The following is a 26,859-nucleotide window of genomic DNA, read 5'->3' as shown; positions in this document are numbered from 1 at the left end:
ATACAATAGTTTTTTAAAAAGCTTTCTTTAAGGCTCTTTTCTGAACAATTATTGCTAGGTACTTAATACAGTGCTGATTGCTTTGGTATTTAAAAGAAACAAAGTTTACGAAAACAACTTTTTCAAAATGTTGCGATGTTTTTAGTTCTTACTAAACTATTTAGGGGTGATTGGAGCGGAAGATGAGAGATTCTATGTAGGTGCTGTGCACTTAGGAGACTCACTGCCCCTGAGAAAAGCGTGTATTTTGTAGCTCAAATTAACCTTCCCTACGATTTTTTATCCAGTGACGAGGTTTACGATAACACCTTTTTAAACAATTCTAATGATATAATGCACCCTAAAAAACAGTAGCAGAACCGAATGGTATGCTCACAGGTATTTAAATGAAAAAGAGGTAGCTTTTGAAAATATTCAATAAGCGATCCTCTTTTTCTATTTATATTGAAGATTCGTGGTTTAATCACTTTAAAGAATAAAATTTTATGAAAGACATTGAAAAAAGATACTTGAACAATATAATGATAGTGTAATACTTAGTAATTATGTTATGTAAAGCTTTTCATTATTGAGAGAATAGTTATCGTACACCTTGGTCGATTGGTACGAAAAATCGATCATTAGAGCCAATATTTTAATTAGGTGATCTTTCATTAGTGTGAGTGATTTTTTTCTTATCTACAAAACATGACATTTATTGATACAATAGAAGATAGGATTATGTATGTCTAAATAGACTATTGATGATTGGAAAGTAAGAAGCGATGCTTTTAAGATATGCTCTTTATTGCTTACTTAGGTCAAAAGATTTAACGCCATAGTCTAACAAAATAAAAGCATTGATTTTTAATTATGTGAAAGAGTGATTACAATGAATTGGGTAAAAAAACTAGTAACTTTCTTTTTAGGTGAAGATGAAAAAGAATTTAATAAAACGGTTGAAGGAATACGGAATCAGGAACAAACTGAAGTAAAGAATGTTTTAAGTGAACGAATGATAGATACACAAAAAAATGCTACCCAAAATGCTGAAGCTAAAGTATCTTATCAATATCCAAAAGGTAATTTTAAATTTCCTGTTATTCCAGATGATACGCATATAAAAAGGGAAAGAGAAGAAAGACCAAAGCGTTCATCTCGAAGCGAGAATCAACCAACAGCAAAAAAACAAAAGGAAAATACAACATTTCGTCAAATCAACAAATCAGAAGAAAAGAAGCCAGCTTTTGAGAAGAAAAAACAGCCATTTCATCCAACAACCACTCCATCTCCGATCTATGGATTTCAAACTGATCATGTGCGGTTTCCTAATTCTTCAAGAATTGTGACAGAGAAAGCTTATAACCGAGAGCTAAATGATTCAAATGAACAGCAAAGGGATAAACAAAATGATGCAGTGGATTATCAACTAGAAGAACGTGAAATCCAACAAAGTCCTACAGAAATAGATAGAGATATTAGTGAAATTTCACTAGGTAGTGAGAGGAAGGTAAATGAAAATAGTGTAGAAACTAGCTTCGTAGATAAAAATCATTTGTCTGAAGAAAGTGATATAACCTTCTACGATGAAGAAATAGATTCTACAGAAAATGTTGAAATGGAGAATGATATAGATATAGAGGAAGAAGTTCTTCAGACAATTCTTTCAACTGATGTTCAAAAAACAGAAGATCATACTTTCGATGATCATTTTTTACCTGAATCTGATTCATCTGATTTACCTTCTGAAGTTGAAAAACTAGAAGATGATAGGGAAAACCTTCAAGAAGTGGAAAATACTAATTTTAACGATACGTTAGTTAAAGAAATGAGTAATGAAAATGAAATGAATCCTCAAACCAAAGGTGGAGTTCATCTTCAACAACCAAAAGAAGAAAAAGTTGAAGCTGTTCAAGCGACACCTCAACAAAAGGATAGTAGAAAGGGGACTCTTCCTTTTAATGTAATGATGTTGGGGAGAGATAAGCAACGAATTCAAGGGAAGGAACAAGAAAGCGGTTATCAATTTCCATCACTTTCTTACCTTAATGTTCCAACACAAGAATTAACAGAAGATAATACTTGGCTTCAGTCACAAAAAGAACTATTAGATCTCACATTAACAAACTTTAATGTTCGAGCAAGTGTAGTTAACGTTACTCAAGGTCCTGCTGTTACTCGTTTTGAGGTACATCCAGAGCCTGGTGTAAAGGTAAGTAAAGTTACAAATCTAAGTGATGACATTAAATTAAGTTTGTCAGCAAAAGATATTAGAATTGAAGCGCCGATTCCCGGTAAAAATACGATTGGAATTGAAGTGCCGAACAAAGTTAGTAAAATGGTTTACCTTCGTGAAATTTTAAGAAGTCCAGAGTTTCGAAATAATCCATCGCCAATGAATGCTGTTTTAGGCTTAGATATTTCAGGACAACCAGCCGTAACAGATCTTAAGAAAATGCCTCATGGGTTAATTGCTGGAGCAACCGGCTCAGGTAAAAGTGTATGTATTAATACAATCTTAGTCAGTTTGTTATATAAAGCGGCACCACATGATGTGAAATTAATGCTTATTGATCCGAAAATGGTTGAATTAGCTCCGTATAATGATATACCCCATTTAGTTAGTCCTGTTATTACCGATGTCAAAGCAGCAACAGCAGCTTTAAAATGGGCAGTGGAAGAAATGGAAAGACGATACGAATTGTTTGCTCATTCAGGAACTAGAGAAATTACTAGATATAATCAGCTTGTTAAAGAGCATAAGCAAGGTGAACATCTTCCATACTTAGTTATTATTATCGATGAATTAGCTGATTTAATGATGGTTGCACCTAATGATGTTGAGGAATCTATTTGTCGAATTGCCCAAAAAGCTCGTGCGTGTGGTATTCACTTAATTGTTGCAACACAGCGTCCATCTGTAGATGTTATCACTGGTTTAATAAAGGCAAATATCCCAACTAGAATTGCCTTTTCTGTTTCTTCACAAGTAGACTCAAGAACAATTATTGATGTTAGTGGAGCTGAAAAGCTATTAGGAAAAGGCGACATGCTGTTTTTAGAAAATGGATCTTCAAAGGCTGTAAGACTTCAAGGTACCTTTGTTTCTGATGAAGAAATAGAAAGAGTTGTTAAGCATGTTAAGCTACAAGCAAAGCCAGATTATTTGTTTCATCAAGATGAATTAGTAAAAAAAGCAACAATCCAATCTGAAGAAGATGAGTTATTTGTTGAAGCTTGTGAGTTTGTTGTGAACCAAGGTGGTGCTTCCACTTCAAGTCTTCAAAGAAGATTTAGAGTCGGCTATAATCGTGCGGCTAGATTGATTGATATGATGGAGGAGCAAGGAATTGTTTCTGAAAACCGAGGAAGTAAACCAAGAGATATTCTTATTTCTGAAGAAGATTTAGATGGTATCCAAGAAAGTAGTGCTTATTAAGGCCAATTAGAAAGCCTAATAATTATCCCAAATCGGTATAAAATCAACTGTTTTATTTCAGAGGAGCTTCTTAAAAGAAGTCTTCCTTGAAATAAGCTGTTGATTTAAAGAATAGGTATGTAAATGTTTTGAGTAAGACTTATTGTGAAGATACAGCGAGTTGGTTAGCATGAAGGACAAGGACATAGTGAGAATTGCTGGCCCTTCGTAAAATCATCATAAGATTTAACAGAATGTAAAAGAAATGATATGATACGATAAAAAGTAGAGGTTATTCATATTACAATGGATAAAATAGTTGATTTCACAATGATACGCAAGGAAAAGGAAGATCGTTTGTTAACTTTTTCAGCTAAACATATAGAAGAATTTCAATATTTTGTTGAAAGAGAAGTAAACATAAGAGAAAAAGTAAAAGCAAAGCATATTTTTCGCCAAAAGAACGAGATAGAATTCATTGATTTTACGAACAGTGAAGAATTGCTTTTTCAAGATTGGTTCACATACGACTATTTAACTGTAAAAGGTTTAACGATTTATCAATCATATGTTACGAGCTTTTCAAAAAATCAAATGCATCCTTTGCATTCAGTTATTCATGCCCTTTTTATGGCTAGTGTACTGGAACCATTTAAAGTAATAAAAATTGAAAACAATCATATATATGCAGAGAAATTACTTACCAAAGAAAAGTGCGAAATTAATATAATGGAAAGTAATAAAAGGAAAGGCATTAAGGAAGAAGAGGTGATCTTCTTACGAACGATCCCTATCTTTGAGAAGTTATTATGTATTAGCGGAATTTTTGTCCAAAAGGATATCGATGTTGTAAACAATCTCCTAAATGATATTAATAAAAGTGAAGATAATTGGCGTACATTTTTAAAGAAATATTCCATAAAATATACTTGGGCAAAGGATTCAACATCTTCAATTAAGAAATAAAGCTATAGAGTTTATTTGTTTTTCATGGTCTTTATGTAACGCTGATGATATAATATATTTTCATAAGCTTGATTACATATGTTTGTAGGAGAAAGCCATAAGTTAATTTAGTGGATTTAAAATAGATGAGTTGCAAATCAAGATGAGCGTCATATACTGTCATCAGATAGACGTTTGTTGGAGGTTCTAATTATGACTGTTTATCATTTCGTAGGTATTAAAGGGACTGGTATGAGTGCCCTAGCACAGATTTTACATGATATGAATTACGAAGTTCAAGGATCAGATATAGAGAAGCATGTGTTTACAGAAAAAGCCCTTGAAGCACGTAACATTAAAATATTACCTTTTTCAAAAGAGAATATTAAAGAAGGCTTGACGATCATTGCAGGAAACGCATATCCAGATACGCATGAAGAGATTGTTGAGGCAGTTAACATAGGATTACCTGTTGTTCGCTACCACCGTTTTCTTGGAGACTTTATTCAAAAATATACGAGTGTTGCTATAACAGGTGTTCACGGAAAAACTTCAACAACTGGATTACTTTCACATGTAATTAAAGGTGCAGAGCCTAGTTCATTTTTAATTGGTGATGGAACAGGTAGTGGAGTTCCTAACAGCAAATATTTTGTTTTTGAGGCGTGTGAATATCGTCGACACTTTCTTTCGTATAATCCAGATTATGCGATCATGACAAATATAGATTTTGATCATCCAGATTATTTCACAAACATACAAGATGTATTTAGTGCTTTTCAAGACATGGCACTGAAGGTCAAAAAGGGAATCATCGCTTGTGGAGATGATGAACAATTGCAGCAAATTCAAGCAAAGGTACCTGTTGTCTATTATGGATTTGGTGATGATAATGATTTCCAAGCTAGAAATGTCGTGAAATCTACTGAAGGTACGACGTTCGATGTATTTGTTCGAAACACATTTTATGCGAATTTCACGATTACTTCATATGGTGATCATAGTGTTTTAAACGCATTATCAGTGATTGCACTATGTCATTATGAAGATATCGATGTTGAAATTATTCAACAAAGGTTACAAACCTTTGAAGGAGTTAAACGTCGATTTAATGAGAAAAAAATTGGTGATCAAATCTTAATAGACGATTATGCACATCACCCAACTGAAATCAATGCAACCATTGATGCTGCAAGACAAAAGTATCCCGATCGTGATATTGTAGCTGTATTTCAGCCACATACGTTTACTAGAACACAATCATTTCTAGGTGAATTTGCTGAAAGCTTACAACGGGCAGATCATATTTATTTATGTGATATCTTTGGGTCGGCTAGAGAAAATGTTGGTAAATTGTCGATTGATCATTTACTTGAGAAAATTGATAACTCTCATTTAATTAATGAAGAAGATACGACGGTACTCAAGAAGCATGATCGTGCAGTTTTAGTATTCATGGGTGCAGGAGATATTCAGAAATATCAACAAGCCTATGAAAAGGTTTTAGTATAAAAAATAAAGAAACTGACATCGGAAAGGAGGATTTTACTATTAATCCACCTCTTGATGTCAGTTTTTTACTATGAATAAATAAGAAAAGCGCAAGGCGCCCGCCTATCGGCGACAAGCATAAGGCGAATAGGAATAGAAGGTGCTCTTTACCTTCAATTCCTATTTGACTTATGACCTAGGAAAAAGGGTTTTACTTTTTCCCTCGAGCTGATGGCGCGTGGAGCTAGACACCAAAACTAAGTGCAGAATTTTTATACTTTCTGATCTTTTAAAAAATGTAAAAAATATCTTTAAACTTTATTTCAAGTTCTCAGGATTTAAGTCTTCAAGCTCAGCGAGAACAAATCGACCATCTTTTCGAATGAGCACATCATCAAAGTAGATTTCCCCACCACCATATTCAGGTCGCTGAATCATCACCATATCCCAATGGATATTTGATTTATTACCATTGTACGCATCATCATAAGCTTGCCCAGGTGTAAAATGGAAGCTTCCATCGATTTTTTCATCAAACAATATATCTTGCATCGGATGTAAAATATAAGGATTAACACCTATGGCGAATTCACCAACATAACGAGCCCCTTCATCTGTATCAAAGATTTTATTAATCCGATCTGTATCATTTGCAATTGCTTCGATGATTTTTCCATTTTTAAATGTTAATTGAACATTTTCGAATGTAAAACCATTATATGGAGATGGTGTATTATATGTAATTTTTCCATTTATAGAATCACGAACAGGTGCTGTATAAACCTCACCATCTGGTATGTTCATTTGTCCAGAGCATTTTATAGCTGGGATATCTTTAATAGAGAAAGTAATGTCAGTGTTAACACCTGTTAATCTGACTTTATCTGTTTTATTCATCAGCTCAACTAGTGGATCCATTGCTTTATCCATCTTACTATAATCCAAATTACAAACATCAAAATAGAAGTCTTCAAATTGATCTGTACTCATTTTAGCTAACTGAGCCATTGAAGAAGTCGGATATCTTAAGACAACCCATCGTGTTTTAGGAACTCGAATCTCACGATGTACTTTTTGTCCAACTGTTTTCCCTTGTAGCCTCATTTTATCATCAGGTACATCAGCAAATTCGTTAATATTATTTCCAGCACGTAAACCAATATATGCGTCCATCTTCTTCATAACTTCTGCTTCAAAATCAGCCATCATATGATATTGCTCTTCTTGTCCACCCATTAGTAATGCTCGATCAATTTGATGATCTTTTAGTGATACAAATGGAAATCCTCCAGCTTTGTATGCTTCATTTATAAGAGCTGTTACTAATTCTTTTTGAAGACCAAAATTTTCGATTAGTACTTTTTCACCCTTTTTTAATTGAATCGAGTAATTAATTAGGTTTTTAGCTAATTGTTCTATACGTGGATCTTTCAACGTGATCCCTCCTATTAATTTTTACCTGCTATCCTATTGTACCCGATTTATAAGCAATTCTTTTTTAATTATGGCTCTATCCTGAAAAAAATGTTGCTAGTTCATATCACTGCCAGTTAGAATCAGTGCTTTATCCTAGGTGCGATTTGTAGAAGAAAAGATGACACTAGAATGATACAGAGATCTTTCCATCAGGATTCTAAAAACAAAAAGTTACGAAAACACTTCAAATTATTTATCTAAAGTAACTTATAAGCTCTCTGACTCATAACACAATCATCTGAACTTTTAATGAAAATCCTTTTCACGGAAATCAGATCAAAGCAAAATAAAAGAAAGTAGTCTTTTTTGAAGGGATTGTCTAAATAAGTGGAGAAATTAGTTATTATGTAATATTTATGTTTATAATAGTTTATGAAGGGTAATGGAATAGTAAATGTTATTGGAGGTGTTAGACATGATAATTATTTTATATCTAAGTGTTGCTTTAATTGCAATCGCTTTTGCAATTTTAGTTGTATATGTGTCAAAAACTTTAAAGGCACTGCAAGGGACATTAACAAATGTTGCAGGAACTTTATCAGGTCTTGAAAAGCAGATGGAAGGAATTACGATTGAAACGACACAACTCTTACATAAAACAAATGCTTTAGCAGAGGATATACAACATAAGTCAGATAAACTAAATACAGTTGTTGAATCTGTAAAAGATGTAGGAGATACAATTCAACAATTGAATCTTACTGTCAAAAAGGTAACAACGAGTGCATCAAATAGTCTTGAAAGTAATCAAGATAAAGTGAATCAGGTTGTGCAATGGAGTAATGCAGCGATGGATATTTGGGGTAAATGGAAACAAAGAACCGAAAAAAGACAGCACGTAAATAGTAATAATTCCTCAATCTAAAGGAAATCTTACTTATGATTTGAAAATAGGAGGTATAAATAATGGCGAAAAAGAACAATAACAAAGACTTTTTAGTAGGATCAGTAATTGGTGGACTAATTGGAGCAGCAACTGCTTTATTTTTAGCTCCTAAAACTGGAAAAGAAATGCGAGATAATCTCGGAGAACAAGCAAATGTGATGAAAGAACGCACAGGGAAATTCACAAGTGATGCTTTAGAGAAAAGTTCAGGTATTGCTTCTATAGCTAAGGAAAAAACAGCTAGTTTATCACAGGTAGTATCAGATCAATCTACACAAATTATGGATAAAGTAAGAGATATTACGAGTCAATCAAAATCTAATTCAGAGGACCAAGCAGAATTAGCAGAGCAAGAGGTTTCTAAAGCACTTGAAGAACTGTCAGAAGGTACAGAAGATAAAAATAATACACAAGAGAAAACTGTGCTTTCCGCTGTACAAACTACAAGAGATGAAGATATAGCCGATGCAAATGAAGAAGACAATGACACTACAGAAGAAAATAAGAAGGAAGTTAACTAGTGCATTCTTACTTTCTTATATTGAAGGGTGAAAAATATGAGTACAAAAACAATTCAAACAGTAGAAGAATTTGAAGAGCTACTAACAAAGCATGATCAATTTTTATTCTTAAAGAATAGCTTAACATGTCCAATTAGTCAGGCTGCTTATGAAGAATATCAACAATTTGCTGATAAACATGATGAGTTCCCTACATATCACCTTCATGTTCAAGATTCTCGCCCACTTTCAAATCATATCGCAGAGAATTTTAATATTAAGCATGAATCACCACAAGCATTATTATTTAAAGACAAAACAGTTACATGGAACACATCACATTGGAAAATTACAAGTGATACCTTAAATAAAGCAATTAGTGAATAATAAAAAAAGTGTCTATCCTATTGGGTAGACACTTTTTTAGATCAGGTTTCTGGCTTCTTTCTTTATAGCCATTTGATAGACAGGTTATCTCCTGGTGATAAAGGTTCATGAAAACTTACTTCTTGATCATTTTTTAATAATATAAATTTACTATTACCCGAGGTAGGTATATCAATATCAATTGCAGTAAATATATCTTGAAAGATAAATGGTTCAATTGCTTTCTTTTTTGTTGTTAATCTATCTCCGTTTTGTAAAACATCCTTATATGATAAAAGAGTATCATTTCGATAAAAATTTGTGATCGATTTTTCAAGTGTGATCGATTTTTCGTTAAAGGTAATCGGTAAAGATTGAGAAAGCGTCATGTTTGTTTCTTTCACAAACTCTTCAAGAGTCGGTGATTTCGTCGGTTTAATGTCAAGTATATCCCCGTTTTCTAAATTTGCTTTTTTCGTTGTTTGTAGGCCGTTTTTATAAATTTTACCTGAAAAAGTATCTAGAGGTACAATTGCTTCATCTATTCTAATAGAAAATGATTGAATTTCTGTAAGCTTTTTCTGTAATTTAACTTGTTCAAGAAATTCCTCAATTGTTTTTGGTATCCAGCAAGTAACTCTATCACGATCAGCTAATATCTTCTCAGCATGTGATTCTTGATTATTAAGAAGAATTTTAGCGTGAATCGTATAAATTTCTCCATTCACTGAAATGGATTTAGTAGGTATTTCATCTAAAATTTGTGAGATTGGCACAACTGGATCAGTTCCATTTTGACCGTTCTTGACAATAATGGAATCTCCATGTTTAATTTCATCATCTAGGGAACAGATGCTATTGTTATGCATAATGATCGGTGATGTCCCATGATTACCTGGAATAGTAATGGATTGTCCATTAACTTCAACCATGATTGCCATTCCTGGTTTTCCATATAGTTTACTTAATTGTATACCCGAAGCTAAAAGGCTATCAGCTATCGTCAATGTTTTCATATGAAAAAGCCTTACTGCACGATCATTTACTTTTACACTAATATATTGTATTGGGTTTTGTTTGGAAGAAACAGCAATTCCAATTGGTGTGACTAACTCTGGTCCTTTGTGAACATGATCGGCTAGCTTTAATTGATTAATTGCATCAATGCCCCTTATCGCTACTCGATTTTCTGGTAAATGAAGTAGTGACGCTAATTTCTGTGGAAGCATAGGTGTTAAACTGCCTCCTCCAACAAGCATAACTGCCTTAGGAGCTGTCCCATTATTTAATAGCAATAATTCATCTTTAATAGCATTAGCTAACTTATCAATAGCAGGAGATATTTTATCTATTGCTTCTTCACTCGGTATTTCAGTTTCAAATCCCAATATATCAGTTATAGTAATGGTTTCTTGAGATGTTAACTGTCTTTTTGCATCTTCTGCTTTTGGAAAATCTAATAAAAATTCATCTGAAACAGCTTCTGTAATTTCATCTCCTGCAATAGGAACCATACCGTAGGAAATAATCGTACCTAAGTCAGTAATCGCAATATCAGAAGTACCTGCACCAATATCAACAAGAGCCACGTTTAATCTTCTCATTGATGCTGGAATTAACACGTTAATGGCAGCAATTGGTTCTAGAGTAAGTGCTTCCATTTCTAGACCAGCTCTATTTAGTGCAGCAAGTAAAGACTCAACAACAACCTTAGGTAAAAATGTAGCAATTATTTCGACAGAAGCTTTCTCACCTTGCTGATCTATTAAACTTCCGATTTCCTCATTATCTAAATGATAATGAAGAACAGAGTATCCAACACAATCATAATTGTGTGCACGATCACTATCATATTTCTCAGCTAATTGCTTTTGAGCTATTTGAACAGCCATTAACTCTAGATGTAGAATATCTTCCTTTTGTATCATTGGTTTGCCCATTATTTCTATATTAACCTTTGCTCTTTCAGTCTTTAGCGCACGGCCTGCAGCTGCAACACATACTTTATTTAGCGGTCCGTGTACTTGTTCAAGGTCATTTTTTATTGACAAGATAACATTCGCAACAGCCAATACATCATGAATTTGTCCATCAAGCATTGCTCGTTTATCATGTTCCTTTATTACAGTATCAACAATGTAATAAAAGCCGTCTTCTTCTTTTAGAATTAAACCCACGACAGATCTAGTCCCAATATCCAGAGCAAATGTAAGGTCTTTGTTATTCATTTTTTACACCTTTCTTCAATAGATGTCATGTTGGTTTATTAATTTAAGTACATCATATATAATTAAGTCTATGTTAAAGCAAATTGTTGGTTGAAAAGCTAATCAATAGGAGGCATAATAGGTTGCCTTAATAGGAACGGTGCTCCTTATTGAAGAAACTGAACAATAGGTTTAACAGAATACTATAAACTATCCAATTATTACTTGGAATGCAGTTAAGTTTGGAGAAAAATGTTACATCTAGATGCTTTACTGCTTAAAAGCGTTTAAATGTTAAAGTTTTTAATGACAATCTCAATTTTATCGTTTATAATTACAACTAATTATAGAAAATGTACCATACTTTCAGTGAATGATAAAGAAAACATTGTCTAGCTACAGTGTAGTTCATCAAGAAAGATTATTAATCTATAACTTCTTAGTTCATTTATAAGTGGTGTATGGTTGGCAGATCTACTATTTTTTATGCGAAAGGATGAGACAGATGAGTAATGCAGAATTAGAAGCATTAAGAGAGAGAGCAGATGAGATTAATTTACAGATTTTAAAGCTAATTAATGAACGAGGAAGAGTTGTTCAGGAGATTGGTAAAGCGAAAGAGGCACAAGGTGTACATCGTTACGATCCTGTTCGCGAGCGAAAAATGTTAAACAGCATTAAAGAATTTAACGATGGCCCATTCGAAAACTCAACTTTACAACATATTTTCAAAGAAATTTTTAAAGCTGGCTTAGAATTACAAGAAGATGATCATAGTAAAGCATTATTAGTATCACGTAAGAAAAAACCTGAAGATACAATCGTTGAAGTGAACGGTGTTAGAATCGGAGATGGCAATCAATCCTTTATCGTTGGTCCTTGTGCAGTAGAAAGCTATGAGCAGGTTGCAGCAGTAGCAGAGCAAGCGAAGAAGCAAGGAATTAAAATTCTTCGTGGCGGTGCTTACAAACCACGTACAAGTCCATATGATTTCCAAGGTCTTGGCCTTGAAGGTCTGAAAATTCTGAGAAGAGTTGGGGATGAATACGGCTTAGCCATCATAAGTGAAATTGTCAACCCAGCTGATATTGAAACAGCGTTAGATTATGTAGATATTATTCAAATTGGTGCTAGAAACATGCAAAACTTTGAATTATTGAAAGCTGCTGGTGCTGTACGTAAACCAGTACTATTAAAACGTGGTCTTGCTGCTACAATTGATGAATTTATCAATGCAGCAGAATATATCATTTCACAAGGTAACGATCAGATTATCTTATGTGAGCGTGGAATTCGTACTTATGAGCGTGCAACAAGAAATACATTAGATATTTCTGCTGTTCCTATCTTAAAACAAGAAACTCATTTACCAGTATTTGTTGATGTAACACATTCAACAGGTAGAAGAGATTTACTTGTACCAACAGCAAAAGCTGCACTTGCAATTGGTGCGGATGGTGTAATGGCAGAGGTCCATCCTGATCCAGCTGTTGCTTTATCAGATTCGGCTCAACAAATGGATTTCGATCAATTCGATACATTCATGACTGAATTAAAGCATTTAGTAAAAGTAAAAGCATAATCATGATGTGATAAAAAAGTTCTAGAGGCTAACAAATTGTTAGCCTCTTATTTTATTTATGTATAGATATGTGGTACATTTAGGCAAAATGATTCTATAAACTAGTATCATGGTAATGGATTTTTAATGATTTAATATGAAATTGTGAATAAATAAACAAAATATGCAATAACAACGTAAAAAACAGCTGAAATAGATTGCAGACGTTTTTAGAGTATCGTATGATTATTTACATAGACTGAGAAAAAGTTTTATTTTTAGACATAAGTCAACAAACTTTACATACGGAATGAAAATAACATTTTACAAAATGTATTGAGTGTAATAGAAGGAGTGTTTTAAATGTCAAGTGTAACTATATATGATGTTGCCCGTGAGGCTAATGTTTCAATGGCTACAGTATCTCGTGTAGTTAATGGAAATCCAAATGTAAAACCAACAACTAGAAAAAAAGTACTTGATGCTATAGACCGATTAGGTTATCGTCCAAATGCAGTAGCACGTGGTCTAGCTAGTAAGAAGACAACAACTGTTGGTGTAATTATTCCAGATATATCAAGTATCTTTTACTCTGAACTTGCACGTGGAATTGAAGACATTGCAACGATGTATAAATATAACATTATCTTGAGCAACTCGGATCAAAACAAAGATAAAGAGCTACATCTTTTAAATACAATGCTAGGCAAGCAAGTGGATGGTATTGTTTTCATGAGCGGTAATGTAACAGAAGAGTTAGTTGAACAATTTAAACGTTCTCCAGTTCCAATCGTGTTGGCTGCTTCAATTGATTTAACGAATACAACACCATCTGTTAACATCAATTATGAGCAAGCTGCTTACGATGTGATTTCCATGCTTATTGAAAAGGGTCACAAACGAATTGCATATGTTGAAGGACCAGCAGAAGAGCCAGTGAATCGCTTGAAAAAATCAGTTGGATATCGACGTGCATTAGAAGATGCGAACATTGCATTTAATGACGATTTAATTATTGAAGGTGATTATTCGTATGATTCTGGTATTGAAGCGTTTGAGCGAATTGATGAGCTTTCAGAAAAACCTACTGCAATCTTCGTTGGTACGGATGAAATGGCATTAGGAGTTATTCATGCAGCACAAGATCGTCAATATTCAATTCCAAATGATTTTGAAGTTGTTGGCTTCGATAACACTAGACTTGCAACGATGGTAAGACCACAACTAACAACAGTAGTACAACCAACATATGATATAGGTGCTGTTTCAATGAGATTACTTACAAAGTTAATGAACAAAGAGGAAGTAGATAATCAAATTGTAGAATTACCACATCGTATGGAATTCAGACAATCAACTAAACAATAAACGATGTCATTATACAGATAAAAAGAAGTGAGCGAACTTACTACAGTTTTGCTCGCTTTTTTTATCATAATTATTTGAAATTTTACAAAAGTTCTCAATTTTTCATGCTATTTTAATTATAAGCTTTATTAAAATTTGTTGTTAATTTCCGTTACAGACAAATGAAACGAATTCATTACTCCCCTAAGATATATTGCAAGCGTCCTAACGCCACTTTAGGATTAAGTAATAGGAAGGAGTTTTTCTACATGCCTGATTGGTCATATCACACCGTATTTAAGCATATAGTATCGAATTTGCCTGGTCATATTGGAAGAGAATTTATTCATAAGGGAATGAACGCTATTTCAACAATTCCAGGTGGAAATCACCTTATCCGTTTTTTAGGTCATATGAATCCATCACTTAATAACAAGGTAACCATTGGAAGTCTGACATTATCATCTCCAGTAGGATTAAGTGGTAAGGTCGATCCAAATTTATCAGGAACAAAAGCTTTCGCCAATTTAGGGTTTAGTTTTATAGAAATTGGTCCTGTTACAATCAAACCACAAAATCCCAATGTAAAACCTTACTATAAAAGTGATGAAAAATGTCATATTGTGTTTCCTGAAGTAGAAGAATCACTAGGCTATCAAAAAACAGCAAATAAATTAGAGCAATATGCTCATGTTTCAATAAGTAAATTTATTCGCCTGAAGGGTAGTTATACTGAATTACTAGAAATGACTAAGAAATTGAGTCCGTTTGGCGATGCTTTTACTGTAGAGTATACAGAAACCCTAGATAAAGAAGCACTACTGCAATTAAAGACAAATATTGATTGTTCTCCTCTTTTCCTTGCTATATCTCCTAAGCAATTTCACCGTTTTAAAAATCACTTTTTAGAGCTAGTGATGGAAGAGAGTATAGCTGGTATTTTACTTGATAATGATAGAGAAGTAGATGCCGTCTTTATTAATCAAGCTTTAAGTATCATATATTCATTGAAATCTAGAGATTTCCCCGTAATCGTTTCTGGTGGGGTTAATGAACCACAAGACGCTATAAATTATTTAGATGAGGGAGCAACCTTGATCATGCTCTCAGGTGGTTATGTCTCATCAGGTCCAGGATTGCCGAAAAGAATAAACGAGCTAATTGATAATAAGTTTAGCAAAACTTCAGATCAAACGTATCCAGGCTGGGTTTGGTATTGGTTATTTGGTTTTTGTATTTTGATTGGCGGAATTTTAGCACTGCTATTTAGTATAACAAGAGTAATTTTACCTTATGACGAAGCATTTCTTGGTATTTCAAGAAATGAAATAGTTGATTTTAATGAATTTATTTTGTTTTTTATGGCCCATGATCGCATGACTTTAGCAGGTACGATGATATCTGGTGGGATTTTATATATGCAACTTGCTAAAAATGGGGTAAGAAATGGAATTCACTGGTGTAGAAAAGCAATAAATATTGGCGGTATTACTGGGTTTTTAGGCATACTAATGTTTATAGGTTATGGTTATTTCGATTGGTTACATGGATTATTTTGGTTAGTATTGTTACCTCTTTTTATCTTAGGTTATAGTAGAACTAAGGGTGTAGTACATACCCCTAAGTCTAAAAATGAGTTCAACCACAAAGCATGGAAATATAGTTTATTTGGTCAGCTTGCATTTATCATATTAGGTTTTTCCTTTATGATAGGAGGAGTCATTATTTCCTATGTAGGTATGACAAATGTATTTGTAAAAACTGATTTAGAATATTTATGTATGCCACCTGAAATGATTAATCAATTTAATGATGCTTTAATCCCTGTTATCGCTCATGATCGTGCGGGTTTTGGAAGTGCGCTATTAAGTGTGGGTCTGCTCGTTTTGATGATGTCATTGTGGGGTTTCCGCGAGGGAGATAAATGGGTTTGGTGGAGTATGTTTATCGGAGGTCTTCCAGCATTTTTAGCTGGTATAATTGTACACTTTGTTATTGACTACACAACCTTTATTCATCTATTGCCTGCATATGTAGCAGTTGGATTATATGTGATTGGGCTAGTGTTTTCATACTCTTTCTTAATGAACATTCATGAAAGGACTAACATTTCCAATCGTCAACATGATAACATTAACAATATGTTTTAACATGGGTAATCACATGAAAAAACGCTGTTGATTTTGGATTCAACAGCGTTTTAAATTTAGGTTGCTTTCGCTTCAATCATGAAATATACTCAGCTAAACTATAACTTTGTTCGGAATTTTATTTTTCTAAAATCATATATTTATTCTTTTGAAGGACGAATAGAGTGCAATGCTTTTTCAACTGTTAAAGCGTTTTTTTCTTCAATTTCTGCTTTTCTAGGAATGGGTTTATACATCCCTTCAGAATCATGCCATTTTGTTGGTAATGTTACTGGAGCTTGTTTCTGCCATTGATTGATCCAATTTTCTGGTAGATTACTTGGAACAGGAATGTTATTCATTTCAAGCCAAATTAAACTCCAAGCCCTTGGTACCACGCGCCAAATATCATATCCACCGCCACCAACAGCAATCCACCGACCATTACAATACTTATGAGCTATTTCATGAGCGATTTTAGGAATTTCGTGATATATGCTCATGGTACTTGCTAAATGTGTTAATGGATCATAAAAATGGGCATCAGCTCCATTTTGAGTAAGAATGACATCTGGTTTAAAAAACGCTGCTACCTCTTCTATAGAGGTTTTATACGCATGAAGCCATGATTCATCCTCAGTAAAGGCATCTAAAGGTATGTTAAAAGAATACCCATAGCCTTTGCCAGCACCTCGTTCTGTAATATTACCTGTTCCAGGGAATAAATACCTTCCTGTTTCATGGATTGATAAGGTACATACATTTGGGTCATCATAAAATGTCCACTGCACACCATCACCATGATGAGCGTCTGTATCAATATATAATACTCTTGCGTGATATTTTTCTTGCATATAACGGATAGCAACAGAGCTATCATTATAAATACAAAAGCCTGATGCCTTTCCTCGAAATCCATGGTGCAAACCACCGCCAAAGTTAGCGGCATGTAGAACTTTCCCTTCCATGACGAGATCTACTGCGGTTAATGTACCACCGACTAACAGTGAGCTTGCTTCATGCATATTTGAGAAAATTGGCGTATCTTCTGTACCAATTCCGTAGTTCAGAGCTTCATCTTCATTAAGCTTTCCATGTCCAGCTAGCTCAACAGCCTGAATATATTTTCTATCATGAACGAGTGCTAGTTCGTCAATGGTAGCCATTCTAGGTGCTACGATATCATGATCATTAACTGCATTCATTTTTCTTAGTAAATCATACGTAAGCTCCACTCGTAACTGATTAAATGGATGATCATTATTAAATTTATATTGCTGAAATAAAGGAGAATAAATAAAAGCTGTATCTTTACTTTTCATTCTAAACTCTCCGGGATCGTAGGCCATAAAACTTCATATCCTTCAGCTTTTAGATCATTAATAATCATGGTTACGTTTATTGTTTGTACTCTAAAAACAAGTATTTTAAAATGATTATCAGAATCAGGATACACAAGTACACTAGAAATATTTAATTTTCTATGACGAAAGATCGATGAGACCTCGGCAAGCATTCCTGCTTTATTAGGAACTTTTATTTCAATGTGTGAGGCGGGTTGGTCTCCACCGGTTAATTTTACAAAAGTGTGAAGCAAATCTGTTTCTGTTAACATCCCCACTAACATATCATTTTGTAAAATTGGTAAACACCCGATTTTATGTTCCATTAAAACAGCTGCAGCTTCTTCAACAAAATCAAGTGGATGTCCTGTCACAACATTATTTGTCATCACAGTTTTTATCGGTTCGTTCAAAAAGTCTTCCTTTAGTTCAAGTTGAAAAATAGATGGACTGGCATCTTTTACATCTCGTTCAGTTATAATACCGACTAACTTAGCATCATCAGTTAGAATGGGAATGTGCCGTATTTTATTTATTTTCATTGTTTCTAATGCCAATCGAATTGGATCACTTGAATTTAAGGTTATGACATTTTGATTCATTATTTGCTTAACGATCATCATGTTGCCTCCTAACGAAATAAAAACTTTCATTAATAGTTTGATTTGTTCAACTCTATATAATATATATGAACGGTGTTGATCAACAGGCAAGAGTTTAACAGAGCAAGAAAGCAATTTTTTCAACACTAATAGATATTTAATACATAAAACGATTTTTAAATCTCAATTGGTCAAATTGCTGAACGGATCTAGGTTGGATTCTTTTCCCTATTTTTGCCATAAGACAATTGGCTGGGTGAGAACTTATTTCTGGTTCGTCGGTGGCGTACCATTCTAAACCACCAGCATTCATCATTTTTTCCATGACTTTTCTATATTCCCATACATTTAAACCTGAGCCTTTTAAATCCCAATGCCAATAGTATTCTGTTGTTATAATAATGTAATCTTCCATAGCGTCATCCATCATGGAAACGATAAGGAGATTTTTACCAACAGAAAACCCTCGGAATTCTGGTGCTACTTCAATTGCTCCTAATTCAATAAGCTCTTTCATATTTCCTTCAGACCAACGTTCAAGAGGATCTGGGTATAGAAATGTTACATACCCAATAATTTGGTCATGTTGTCTAGCAATAATAATTCTTCCTTCGGGTAATCCAGCGATTTCAATCAAAGCCTTTTTTTGTTGAATAGGCTGACGAAAAGCAACTAATCCATCATTGAAATCATATGTAGCAAGTTTTTCAGGTGAAATAGGACCCTCAATAAAAATACTCCCAGTTGGTGTTTTTATTTCCTTTGCATTATATGTTTTAGGGTGTTTCAATAAGGTCACCGCCTTTTAGTATTGTAATGAGTAGATCGTATAGAAGTTCTACACTATCCATTATAAATCAACGTAAATGATGTAATCATTCTAAGCACTCTCCGTTTGTATAAGAGTGAATTTTTACTGTTATTCTATTATTATACTAGATTTAGCATAAAATAAAGCGTTTACAACATAAATTAGTAAATATATATCTCAAAATTGTGAAAAGTGAAATATTGTAATATAATAGAATTGTAAAATGTTACATAAGGGGGAGTAAATAATGAAATTGGAAGCGTTGTCACCGACAAAGGGAAAATTTAACTTATCAGACTATGATGCTACATATGCATCCTTTGATTGGTCTAAGGTAGAAGAGAATTTTACATGGTCAGAAACAGGTCGGATTAATGCAGCTTATGAAGCAATTGATAGACATGCTGAATCACATCGTAAAAACAAAATTGCTCTTTATTATCGCGACCCTGAAAGAGAAGAGAAGTATACATTTAAAGAAATGAAAGAACTCTCAAATAAAGCTGCAAACGTTTTAAAAAACAAGGCTGACGTTGAAAAGGGAGATCGACTTTTTGTATTTATGCCAAGAACACCAGAATTGTATTCTGTTATTTTAGGAGCAGTCAAATTAGGAGCTATTGTAGGGCCGTTGTTTGAAGCGTTCATGGAGGGAGCAGTTAGGGACCGTCTTGAGGATAGTGATGCTAAGGTTATTGTGACAACTCCTGAACTATTAAATAGAATTCCAGTAAATGAACTGCCTTCATTAAAACATATTGTTGTAGTAGGGGAAACTATTGATAACTCACATATTGATTTTTTACTAGAAATGGAGACAGCAAGCAAACATTTTTATATTGAATGGGTAGACAAAACAGATGGATTATTGCTTCATTATACTTCTGGTTCAACAGGCAAACCAAAAGGTGTTTTACATGTTCATCAAGCCATGGTTCAACATTATCAAACAAGCAAATGGGTGTTAGATTTGCAGGAAGATGATGTTTACTGGTGTACTGCAGATCCTGGTTGGGTAACAGGAACGGTTTATGGAATATTCGGACCTTGGTTATCAGGAGCAACGAATGTAATTGTTGGAGGAAGATTCAAACCTGAGTCCTGGTATAAAACAATTGAAGATTATGGTGTAACTGTATGGTATAGTGCTCCAACAGCATTCAGAATGTTAATGAGTGCAGGTGATGAACTTGTTAAGCAATTTGATACAAGTTCATTAAGACATGTTTTAAGTGTTGGTGAGCCATTAAATCCTGAAGTTGTTCGATGGGGTGTAAAGGTATTTAATAACCGTATTCATGATACATGGTGGATGACTGAAACAGGTGCACAGCTTATTTGTAACTATCCTTGTATGGAGATTAAGCCTGGATCTATGGGAAAACCAATTCCTGGGGTAGAGGCTGCTATAGTTGATGACCAAGGTAATGAACTTCCACCATATCGTATGGGAAATCTTGCTATTAAAAAAGGTTGGCCATCAATGATGCATACAATCTGGAATAATCAAGAGAAATATGAATCATACTTCATGCCAGGTGATTGGTATGTATCAGGTGATTCAGCTTATATGGATGAGGAAGGTTACTTTTGGTTCCAAGGAAGAATTGATGACGTGATTATGACATCTGGAGAGCGTGTCGGTCCATTCGAAGTAGAAAGTAAATTAGTAGAACACCCAGCAATTGCTGAAGCAGGTGTTATAGGAAAACCTGATCCAGTACGAGGTGAAATTATTAAAGCATTTGTTGCTCTTCGTGAGGGATATGAGCCATCAGATGAATTGAAAGAAGAAATTCGTTTGTTTGTTAAGCAGGGATTAGCTGCACATGCTGCTCCAAGGGAAATTGATTTCCGAGATAAACTGCCTAAAACAAGAAGTGGTAAGATAATGCGTCGCGTTCTTAAAGCTTGGGAGCTTGATTTACCAACAGGTGATTTATCAACGATGGAAGACTAAGCATGCCATATAAAAAAGAGATGTTCTAATTTTGAACATCTCTTTTTTATGTTGGCTGCACTTCTAATTGCTATTAGTCTTATGCTTGTGGCCTAAAGCGACTGTTATGCGCTAATCTTAATTATTCCGTCACAGGTTCTGGTGTTGAATCAGAAGGTGAAGGGGTAGAATCTTCATTGTTATCTGGTTTCTTGGAAGTATCTGGTTTACTTGGTTTTTTATCTTCTTTAGGTTCAACCGGCTTAGGTTTTTCTTCAGCGTAGTCTCCAACTTTTATAATCGAAGAAGGAGCTGATTCGTTTCCACCAACGTCTACCGCAACTATATAGTAAGCAGCAGGTGAGCTTCCTACCGAAACAGCTAGTGTATCTGTAGAAACAATACTCGCAACTTTATTAAAGTTTTTCGAATAGTTAGGGGCTGCATAAATACGATATCCGATTACATCATTATCACCGTTTGCATTCCAACTAATCTTTGTGCCGCTAGCAGAAATCCCACTAACTTGTCTTGGGTTTGAACCATTATCAGCGATTTCCTTACCTTCAGTTATCACAAGGTTATCCCATCGGACTGTATTTGGTAGTAATTTCTTCAAATCATTTAAGTTATTGATCTTATGTTTTTCTAATATTTCCTTTTTGAGCATAACACCTTCTTGAACAAATTCTGATGGTGCCGAAGCAGGAACCGTATATGCTCGATCTTTTACATAAACATATTTCCCTCTTGTTAAGCTGTTGTCAACCTTAGTAGGTACATATTTAACATTAAAAAGATCTGATGCTACTAATCCAGCTTGTCGACATAAATCAGACGGTAATTCACCTGTTAAAGCACAGTAAGAACGGCTGACAATACCACCTGGCATTTCAAAACGATTTTTAGGAGCTAATAAATCTGGTTCTACTTCGTGTGCCACATTCATTAACTTTGCCCATAGAAGAATATTTCTTCTACTATAAGACATTCCCTTATAGTTTTGCTCTAATGGTTTAGGTGTATCATAGCCAATCCACGTACCGAAAGTTACATTTGGATTAGTGGCAACAAACCATGCATCCTCATAATCTTGTCCTGTACCGGTTTTACCAGCCCAGTCTGCACTAAATGCTAGATAGCCGTTTAAAGATGCGGCAGTACCACTATTAATAACATCTCTCATCATATCGATTGTTAAGTAAGCGGTTTGAGCAGAAAATACTTCTGTTTCAGCTTTTTCATGCTGATAAATAACTTGACCATCACTAGATTCAATCTTATCAATAAGATAAGCATCGATGAATTTCCCATTGTTAGCAAAAGTTGAATAAGCATTCACATTTTCTTCAACAGTCACACCAGTTGTCATTCCACCTAAACTTAATGACGGTGCTCCATAGTCTCTTTCATGAATACTTGTAAAACCCATTTTCTCTAGATATGAAAGTGGTTTTTGATCAATAATGCTCATATATGTTTTAACAGCTGGTACATTGTAGGATTGTTTTAATGAATTTCTAGCACTTGTTAAACCATGATATGCTCCACCATAGTTCTTGGGAGAATAACCTCCATATGCTGATAAAACATAGGGAACATCGGCAATTACTGTACCTGGTTGGACCTTTCCTAATTCCATAGCAGGAGCATAAACCAGTAATGGTTTCATTGTTGATCCATTTCTTCTTTCAGCATCTGTTGCGTGATTAAGATTTTCTCGATTAAAGTCTCGACCACCAACAAAACTGATAATTTTCCCGGTTTTGTTTTCTATTAACACAGCACCTGTTTCAACAGGTTCTTTAATTGTAATCTCTTTTCCGGTATCAGGATCAATTGCATCTTCTGGTTTGTCATTACCATAATACTCGTAATTATTGACAACATCCTGCATTTTGTCATAAATTTCTTTATTTATTGTTGTGTGAATTCGATAACCGTTTTGTCTTATATTCACATCAGCTAGTGATCTATATTGTTTATCTAATTCTTTGTCTTTCTTTAAATCTTCTGTCGTATATCCATCTTCTTCAGCTAATTGAACTTTGATGATATCCTTTGCTCGATCTTCAACTTCATATGTTAAATAAGGATATTGATCAACAGATGAAGGTTTTTTTCCAACTAAATTGGCACGAAGATCAAATGCAAGAGCTTCTTCATATTGAGCTTGATCAATGTAACCAGCAGAATACATGCGACTTAGCACAGTTTTCATTCGAGTAATTCCTGGATCAAGTTCTTCTTTTACTTCTCCACCATTATTTGAAAAAGGTGTATATCCAAAAGGGCTTTGAGGTAAGCCTGCTATAAAGGCTGCTTGTGCAATTGTTAAATCCTTAGCAGGTACTCCAAATATTCCTTTCGCAGCTGCTTGAACACCTGCAATGTTTTTACCATTAGAATTACGACCAAAATCAGCCACATTTAAATAAGCTTCAAGAATTTCGTCCTTTTCGAAGAATTTTTCTAAGCGAAGAGCCAAAAGAATTTCTTTCGCTTTTCGATCAAATGAGACCTCGTTAGTTAAAATTTGATTTTTAATTAATTGCTGGGTAAGAGTACTACCTCCTGTTTGAACAGATGCGTTCGTGAATTCTTGAAAAAGCGCACGCAGAATTGCTTTTGGTACGACTCCATCATGTTCATAAAAAAGCTCATCTTCGGTTGCAACAACAGCATTGATAACATGTTGTGAAACATCTTTGAGTTTTACTTCTTCACGCTCGATGTCTGTATTTAACTTCCCTAAATAAACATTTTTATCAAAGTAGACGAGTGAGGTCTCTTCGTAGTTGTATATATCTTTTTGCATGTCTTCGAAAGATCGTATGGGCTCGTCCTTTACTAATGAAGCAAAATAGCCAGCACCAACACCTCCTGCAAAGAATAAACCGATTAGTCCTATGACGGAAAATAGCAATAAAAGATTTCCTATGACGTTATATGATATCCTAAGGCTTTTGGTTATATCTTTGTTAAAAGGTGAGAAGCGCCTATGTTTTTTATCCTTGTTTTCCATTTTTGCAATCCCCCCAAATCTAACTTATTATACCATAATAAAGCGAGGAATTTGTATGGTTTTGTCAACAAGAAATGGAGAAAATAGTAACTAGCTATTGACTTTCAAAACTGTTTATGGTTAAAATTGCTTGTAATTAACAGCTAAATATTTAAGCTATGATTGGAATAAGTAGTAGACATCTCCCTGTTTTAGAGAGCTGATGGTTGGTGCAAATCAGTACAAAGATATTCTATGAATTACATCCATGAGCATCTTTTTTGAAAAGGATATACACCTTATTAGAAAAAGACGGGTTATCCGTTAAATAGCCGAGATAGAAATAACAGAAGTTATTTCTAAGTAGGGTGGTACCGCGATTATTTCGCCCCTTCAGTTAATGAAGGGGCTTTTTGTTGTTTTCTCAAAAATTTGCTTTTTTATTCACTAATTCTTTTGAAAAGTAGATTCTAAAATATATTGTATATAGGAGGAAAAATAATGAGTGATTTATTAAATGATTTAAAATTTAGAGGTTTAGTAAACCAAATTACAGATGAAGAAGGACTAGCAAAGGCTTTAGAAGAAGGGGAATTAAAACTGTATTCTGGATTTGATCCTACTGCAGATAGCCTTCATATTGGACATATGCTACCTGTATTAACTTTGAGACGCTTTCAGTTAAACGGGCATCATCCAATTGCACTTGTAGGTGGGGGAACTGGCTTAATCGGTGATCCGAGCGGCAAGAAGGCAGAACGAACACTTAATACATCTGATATCGTTCAAGATTGGTCTAACCGAATTAAAGAACAATTATCTCAATTTCTTGATTTTGAAGCGAAGTCTAATCCTGCAATTATAGTAAATAACTATGACTGGATTGGTAGTTTAGATGTTATATCGTTTCTTCGCGATGTTGGAAAGAACTTTGGTATTAACTATATGCTTGCAAAGGATTCTGTTCAATCACGTATTGAATCAGGAATTTCCTTTACTGAGTTTAGTTACATGATTCTTCAATCGTTTGATTTCTTAAAGTTGTATCAAAATAATGGCTGTAAACTTCAGATTGGTGGAAGTGATCAATGGGGAAATATTACAGCAGGCTTAGAATTAATACGTAAGTCAGAAGAAAATTCTAAAGCTTATGGGTTAACGATTCCACTTGTTACAAAAGCAGATGGAACTAAATTTGGTAAAACAGAAGGTGGCGCTATCTGGCTAGATGCAGAAAAAACATCTCCTTATGAATTTTACCAATTTTGGATTAATACAGATGATCGAGATGTAGTAAAATACTTAAAATTCTTTACATTCCTTTCACATCAAGAAATTGAAGCTCTAGAAGGTGAAGTTGCAAATGCTCCAGAAAAACGCTTAGCACAAAAAGCTCTTGCGGAAGAAGTGACAAAACTAGTACATGGTGAGGAAGCCTTAAATCAGGCAATTAAAATTTCAGCTGCGTTATTTAGTGGAGACATAAAGAATTTAACTGGTAATGAAATTTTAGAAGGCTTTAAAGATGTTCCTACAACAGAAGTAACAGAGACTGAAATTGGTTTAATTGAATTACTAATTCAAGCTAAAATTTCTCCATCGAAACGTCAAGCTCGTGAAGATATTACAAATGGAGCTATTTATATTAATGGAGATCGTATTCAAGATTTAACGAAGGTTATATCCAATGATGAGAAAATTGATGAGAAATTTACTGTCGTGAGAAGAGGAAAGAAAAAGTATTTTCTTATAAAATACGTGTGATTAAATAGGTAGAAAATAAGACAGGAGAAAAGATGAAAAGTCCATTTCTCCTGTCTTTTTGTTAAAAAATAAGGCTATGTTAAAGCTTATGGTTGATTTTTAGCACTTGGTTGATTGGAGTGAAAGGCATGAGACTCCTGCGGGAGAAGCGTGTCGAAGGGAGACCCCACAGGCGCTTGCGCCGAGGAGGCTTCCGGACCGCCCGCGGAAAGCGAATGCCTGTAACGGAAATCAACCACAAAGTTTAACAGAGCCAAAAATAAAGGCTCTTTTCTGAAAGATTGTTGCTAATTGACCTAATTATTCAGTGGAAACTTTGTTGTATTAGCAAAATAGGTACTACCTTATGAAGAAAAGATGCCACTATGCTTTATATAGTGCTGTTTACTTGAAGTTGTTAAAGCAACAAAGTTTACGAAAACAGCCTAAATAAAAAAACCTGTACCAAATTAAAATGTACCCTATAGAGTAGACGCTTAAAAAAAGTCTACCTATAGGGTACTTTTTTGTATAATTAAGAAATACAACTAGAGAAATACAACATGGGACTGGAGAATGGTTATGAGTAATAAGATTTTTACAGAGAAAGAGATAAAACTACTATCAGCTAATAAGTACGTTAAATCAGTAAGTTCAAAGGGAATTACTTATAATGAGGAGTTTAAACATATCTTTATCGCAGAAAACGAAAAAGGTAAGCTACCAAGGGAAATATTTGAGGAATGTGGGTTTGATATAGATATTATAGGTATGCATCGAGTTAGATCTTCGGGAAAGAGATGGCGTGCTAATTATCGTGTAGATGGGGTATCTGGGCTAAAGGATGCCAGGGACGGAAACTCAGGAAGACCTTGTGAAAGAGAACTTAGTATAGAGGAGAAATACGCAAGATTAGAAGCTCAAAATAATCTATTAAAGGCAGAAAACGAACTCCTAAAAAAGATTCGTTTTGTAGAAAGGAGGATGAAGTAGTTCTCCCTCCTTGCCAAAAGTATCTCCTAATATATTCAGTGATTGAAAAATATCAATTAAAGAACATGGTGAGTTATTTATGTGACATCTCAGGTGTATCAAGAAGTGGTTACTATAAT

17 protein-coding genes, 1 pseudogene and 1 other annotated feature are annotated in these 26,859 nt (G+C 34.3%); of the genes and pseudogenes, 12 read left to right on the top strand and 6 right to left on the bottom strand.

The window, feature by feature from the left end:
* The first annotated feature begins 871 nt into the window (after nt 1-871).
* The 3 genes from LC076_RS16375 (at nt 872) to murC (ending at nt 5,854) form a co-directional block, all read left to right on the top strand.
* Nucleotides 872-3,418, top strand: a complete 2,547-nt coding sequence (locus LC076_RS16375; RefSeq protein WP_226670181.1) for a DNA translocase FtsK — start codon at nt 872-874, stop codon at nt 3,416-3,418.
* Between the two features lie 285 nt (nt 3,419-3,703).
* On the top strand, nt 3,704-4,363 hold the full coding sequence (locus LC076_RS16370; RefSeq protein ID WP_226670180.1) for a hypothetical protein: 660 nt from the start codon (nt 3,704-3,706) through the stop codon (nt 4,361-4,363).
* Between the two features lie 192 nt (nt 4,364-4,555).
* The gene (gene murC, locus LC076_RS16365) at nt 4,556-5,854 is read left to right on the top strand and encodes a UDP-N-acetylmuramate--L-alanine ligase (RefSeq protein ID WP_226670179.1); all 1,299 of its coding nucleotides are present in this window, start codon (nt 4,556-4,558) and stop codon (nt 5,852-5,854) included.
* 297 nt (nt 5,855-6,151) lie between these two features.
* On the opposite strand, the gene LC076_RS16360 is transcribed toward murC, so the two are convergent.
* Nucleotides 6,152-7,267, bottom strand: coding sequence for an aminopeptidase (locus LC076_RS16360; RefSeq protein ID WP_226670178.1), 1,116 nt, complete (start codon nt 7,265-7,267; stop codon nt 6,152-6,154).
* Between the two features lie 457 nt (nt 7,268-7,724).
* On the opposite strand from LC076_RS16360, the gene LC076_RS16355 reads away from it, so the two are divergent.
* The 3 genes from LC076_RS16355 to ytxJ are packed head-to-tail and all read left to right on the top strand — an operon-like array spanning nt 7,725 to nt 9,082.
* Nucleotides 7,725-8,174 carry a DUF948 domain-containing protein gene (locus LC076_RS16355; RefSeq protein WP_226670177.1) on the top strand — a complete coding sequence of 150 codons (450 nt, stop codon included), beginning with the start codon at nt 7,725-7,727 and terminating at the stop codon, nt 8,172-8,174.
* 41 nt (nt 8,175-8,215) lie between these two features.
* Complete coding sequence (locus LC076_RS16350; protein WP_226670176.1) at nt 8,216-8,716, top strand: YtxH domain-containing protein; 501 nt, start codon at nt 8,216-8,218, stop codon at nt 8,714-8,716.
* A 36-nt stretch (nt 8,717-8,752) separates the two neighbouring features.
* Nucleotides 8,753-9,082 carry a bacillithiol system redox-active protein YtxJ gene (gene ytxJ, locus LC076_RS16345; RefSeq protein ID WP_226670175.1) on the top strand — a complete coding sequence of 110 codons (330 nt, stop codon included), beginning with the start codon at nt 8,753-8,755 and terminating at the stop codon, nt 9,080-9,082.
* A gap of 62 nt (nt 9,083-9,144) precedes the next feature.
* On the opposite strand, the gene LC076_RS16340 is transcribed toward ytxJ, so the two are convergent.
* On the bottom strand, nt 9,145-11,289 hold the full coding sequence (locus tag LC076_RS16340) for a cell division protein FtsA (RefSeq protein ID WP_226670174.1): 2,145 nt from the start codon (nt 11,287-11,289) through the stop codon (nt 9,145-9,147).
* 484 nt (nt 11,290-11,773) lie between these two features.
* Here LC076_RS16340 and LC076_RS16335 point away from each other — a divergent pair, with 484 nt between their 5' ends.
* The 3 genes from LC076_RS16335 to LC076_RS16325 all read left to right on the top strand — a co-directional run bounded on the left by LC076_RS16335 (nt 11,774) and on the right by LC076_RS16325 (nt 16,326).
* On the top strand, nt 11,774-12,850 hold the full coding sequence (locus LC076_RS16335; RefSeq protein WP_226670173.1) for a bifunctional 3-deoxy-7-phosphoheptulonate synthase/chorismate mutase: 1,077 nt from the start codon (nt 11,774-11,776) through the stop codon (nt 12,848-12,850).
* Nucleotides 12,851-13,192: 342 nt separating this feature from the next.
* The gene (gene ccpA, locus LC076_RS16330) at nt 13,193-14,197 is read left to right on the top strand and encodes a catabolite control protein A (RefSeq protein ID WP_226670172.1); all 1,005 of its coding nucleotides are present in this window, start codon (nt 13,193-13,195) and stop codon (nt 14,195-14,197) included.
* A 248-nt stretch (nt 14,198-14,445) separates the two neighbouring features.
* The gene (locus LC076_RS16325) at nt 14,446-16,326 is read left to right on the top strand and encodes a dihydroorotate dehydrogenase (protein ID WP_226670171.1); all 1,881 of its coding nucleotides are present in this window, start codon (nt 14,446-14,448) and stop codon (nt 16,324-16,326) included.
* A gap of 140 nt (nt 16,327-16,466) precedes the next feature.
* On the opposite strand, the gene LC076_RS16320 is transcribed toward LC076_RS16325, so the two are convergent.
* The 3 genes from LC076_RS16320 to LC076_RS16310 all read right to left on the bottom strand — a co-directional run bounded on the left by LC076_RS16320 (nt 16,467) and on the right by LC076_RS16310 (nt 19,040).
* A complete protein-coding gene (locus tag LC076_RS16320; protein ID WP_226670170.1) occupies nt 16,467-17,627 on the bottom strand; it encodes an acetoin utilization protein AcuC in 1,161 nt (386 codons plus the stop codon).
* Entirely contained in the window at nt 17,624-18,268 is a 645-nt protein-coding gene (locus LC076_RS16315) for an acetoin utilization AcuB family protein (protein WP_226670169.1), read from the bottom strand. The genes LC076_RS16320 and LC076_RS16315 overlap by 4 nt, the downstream gene beginning before the upstream one ends.
* Before the next feature lie 139 nt (nt 18,269-18,407).
* Entirely contained in the window at nt 18,408-19,040 is a 633-nt protein-coding gene (locus LC076_RS16310; RefSeq protein ID WP_226670168.1) for a GNAT family N-acetyltransferase, read from the bottom strand.
* A gap of 268 nt (nt 19,041-19,308) precedes the next feature.
* Between LC076_RS16310 and acsA the strand changes: the two genes are divergently transcribed.
* Nucleotides 19,309-21,021, top strand: a complete 1,713-nt coding sequence (gene acsA, locus LC076_RS16305; protein ID WP_226670167.1) for an acetate--CoA ligase — start codon at nt 19,309-19,311, stop codon at nt 21,019-21,021.
* A gap of 121 nt (nt 21,022-21,142) precedes the next feature.
* On the opposite strand, the gene LC076_RS16300 is transcribed toward acsA, so the two are convergent.
* The gene (locus LC076_RS16300; RefSeq protein ID WP_226670166.1) at nt 21,143-24,025 is read right to left on the bottom strand and encodes a transglycosylase domain-containing protein; all 2,883 of its coding nucleotides are present in this window, start codon (nt 24,023-24,025) and stop codon (nt 21,143-21,145) included.
* Between the two features lie 149 nt (nt 24,026-24,174).
* Nucleotides 24,175-24,400 (top strand) — a binding site (T-box leader).
* A gap of 105 nt (nt 24,401-24,505) precedes the next feature.
* On the opposite strand from LC076_RS16300, the gene tyrS reads away from it, so the two are divergent.
* A complete protein-coding gene (tyrS, locus tag LC076_RS16295; protein ID WP_226670165.1) occupies nt 24,506-25,768 on the top strand; it encodes a tyrosine--tRNA ligase in 1,263 nt (420 codons plus the stop codon).
* 561 nt (nt 25,769-26,329) lie between these two features.
* Nucleotides 26,330-26,859 (top strand): annotated as a pseudogene (locus LC076_RS16290) (HTH domain-containing protein); the annotation flags it as partial.

The sequence above is a fragment of the Metabacillus litoralis genome (assembly GCF_020524045.1).
GTDB classification, from domain to species: Bacteria; Bacillota; Bacilli; order Bacillales; family Bacillaceae; genus Metabacillus; species Metabacillus litoralis_C.
The sequence above is the reverse complement of the archived record's forward strand: the minus strand, read 5'-3'. Positions and strand labels throughout refer to the sequence as shown.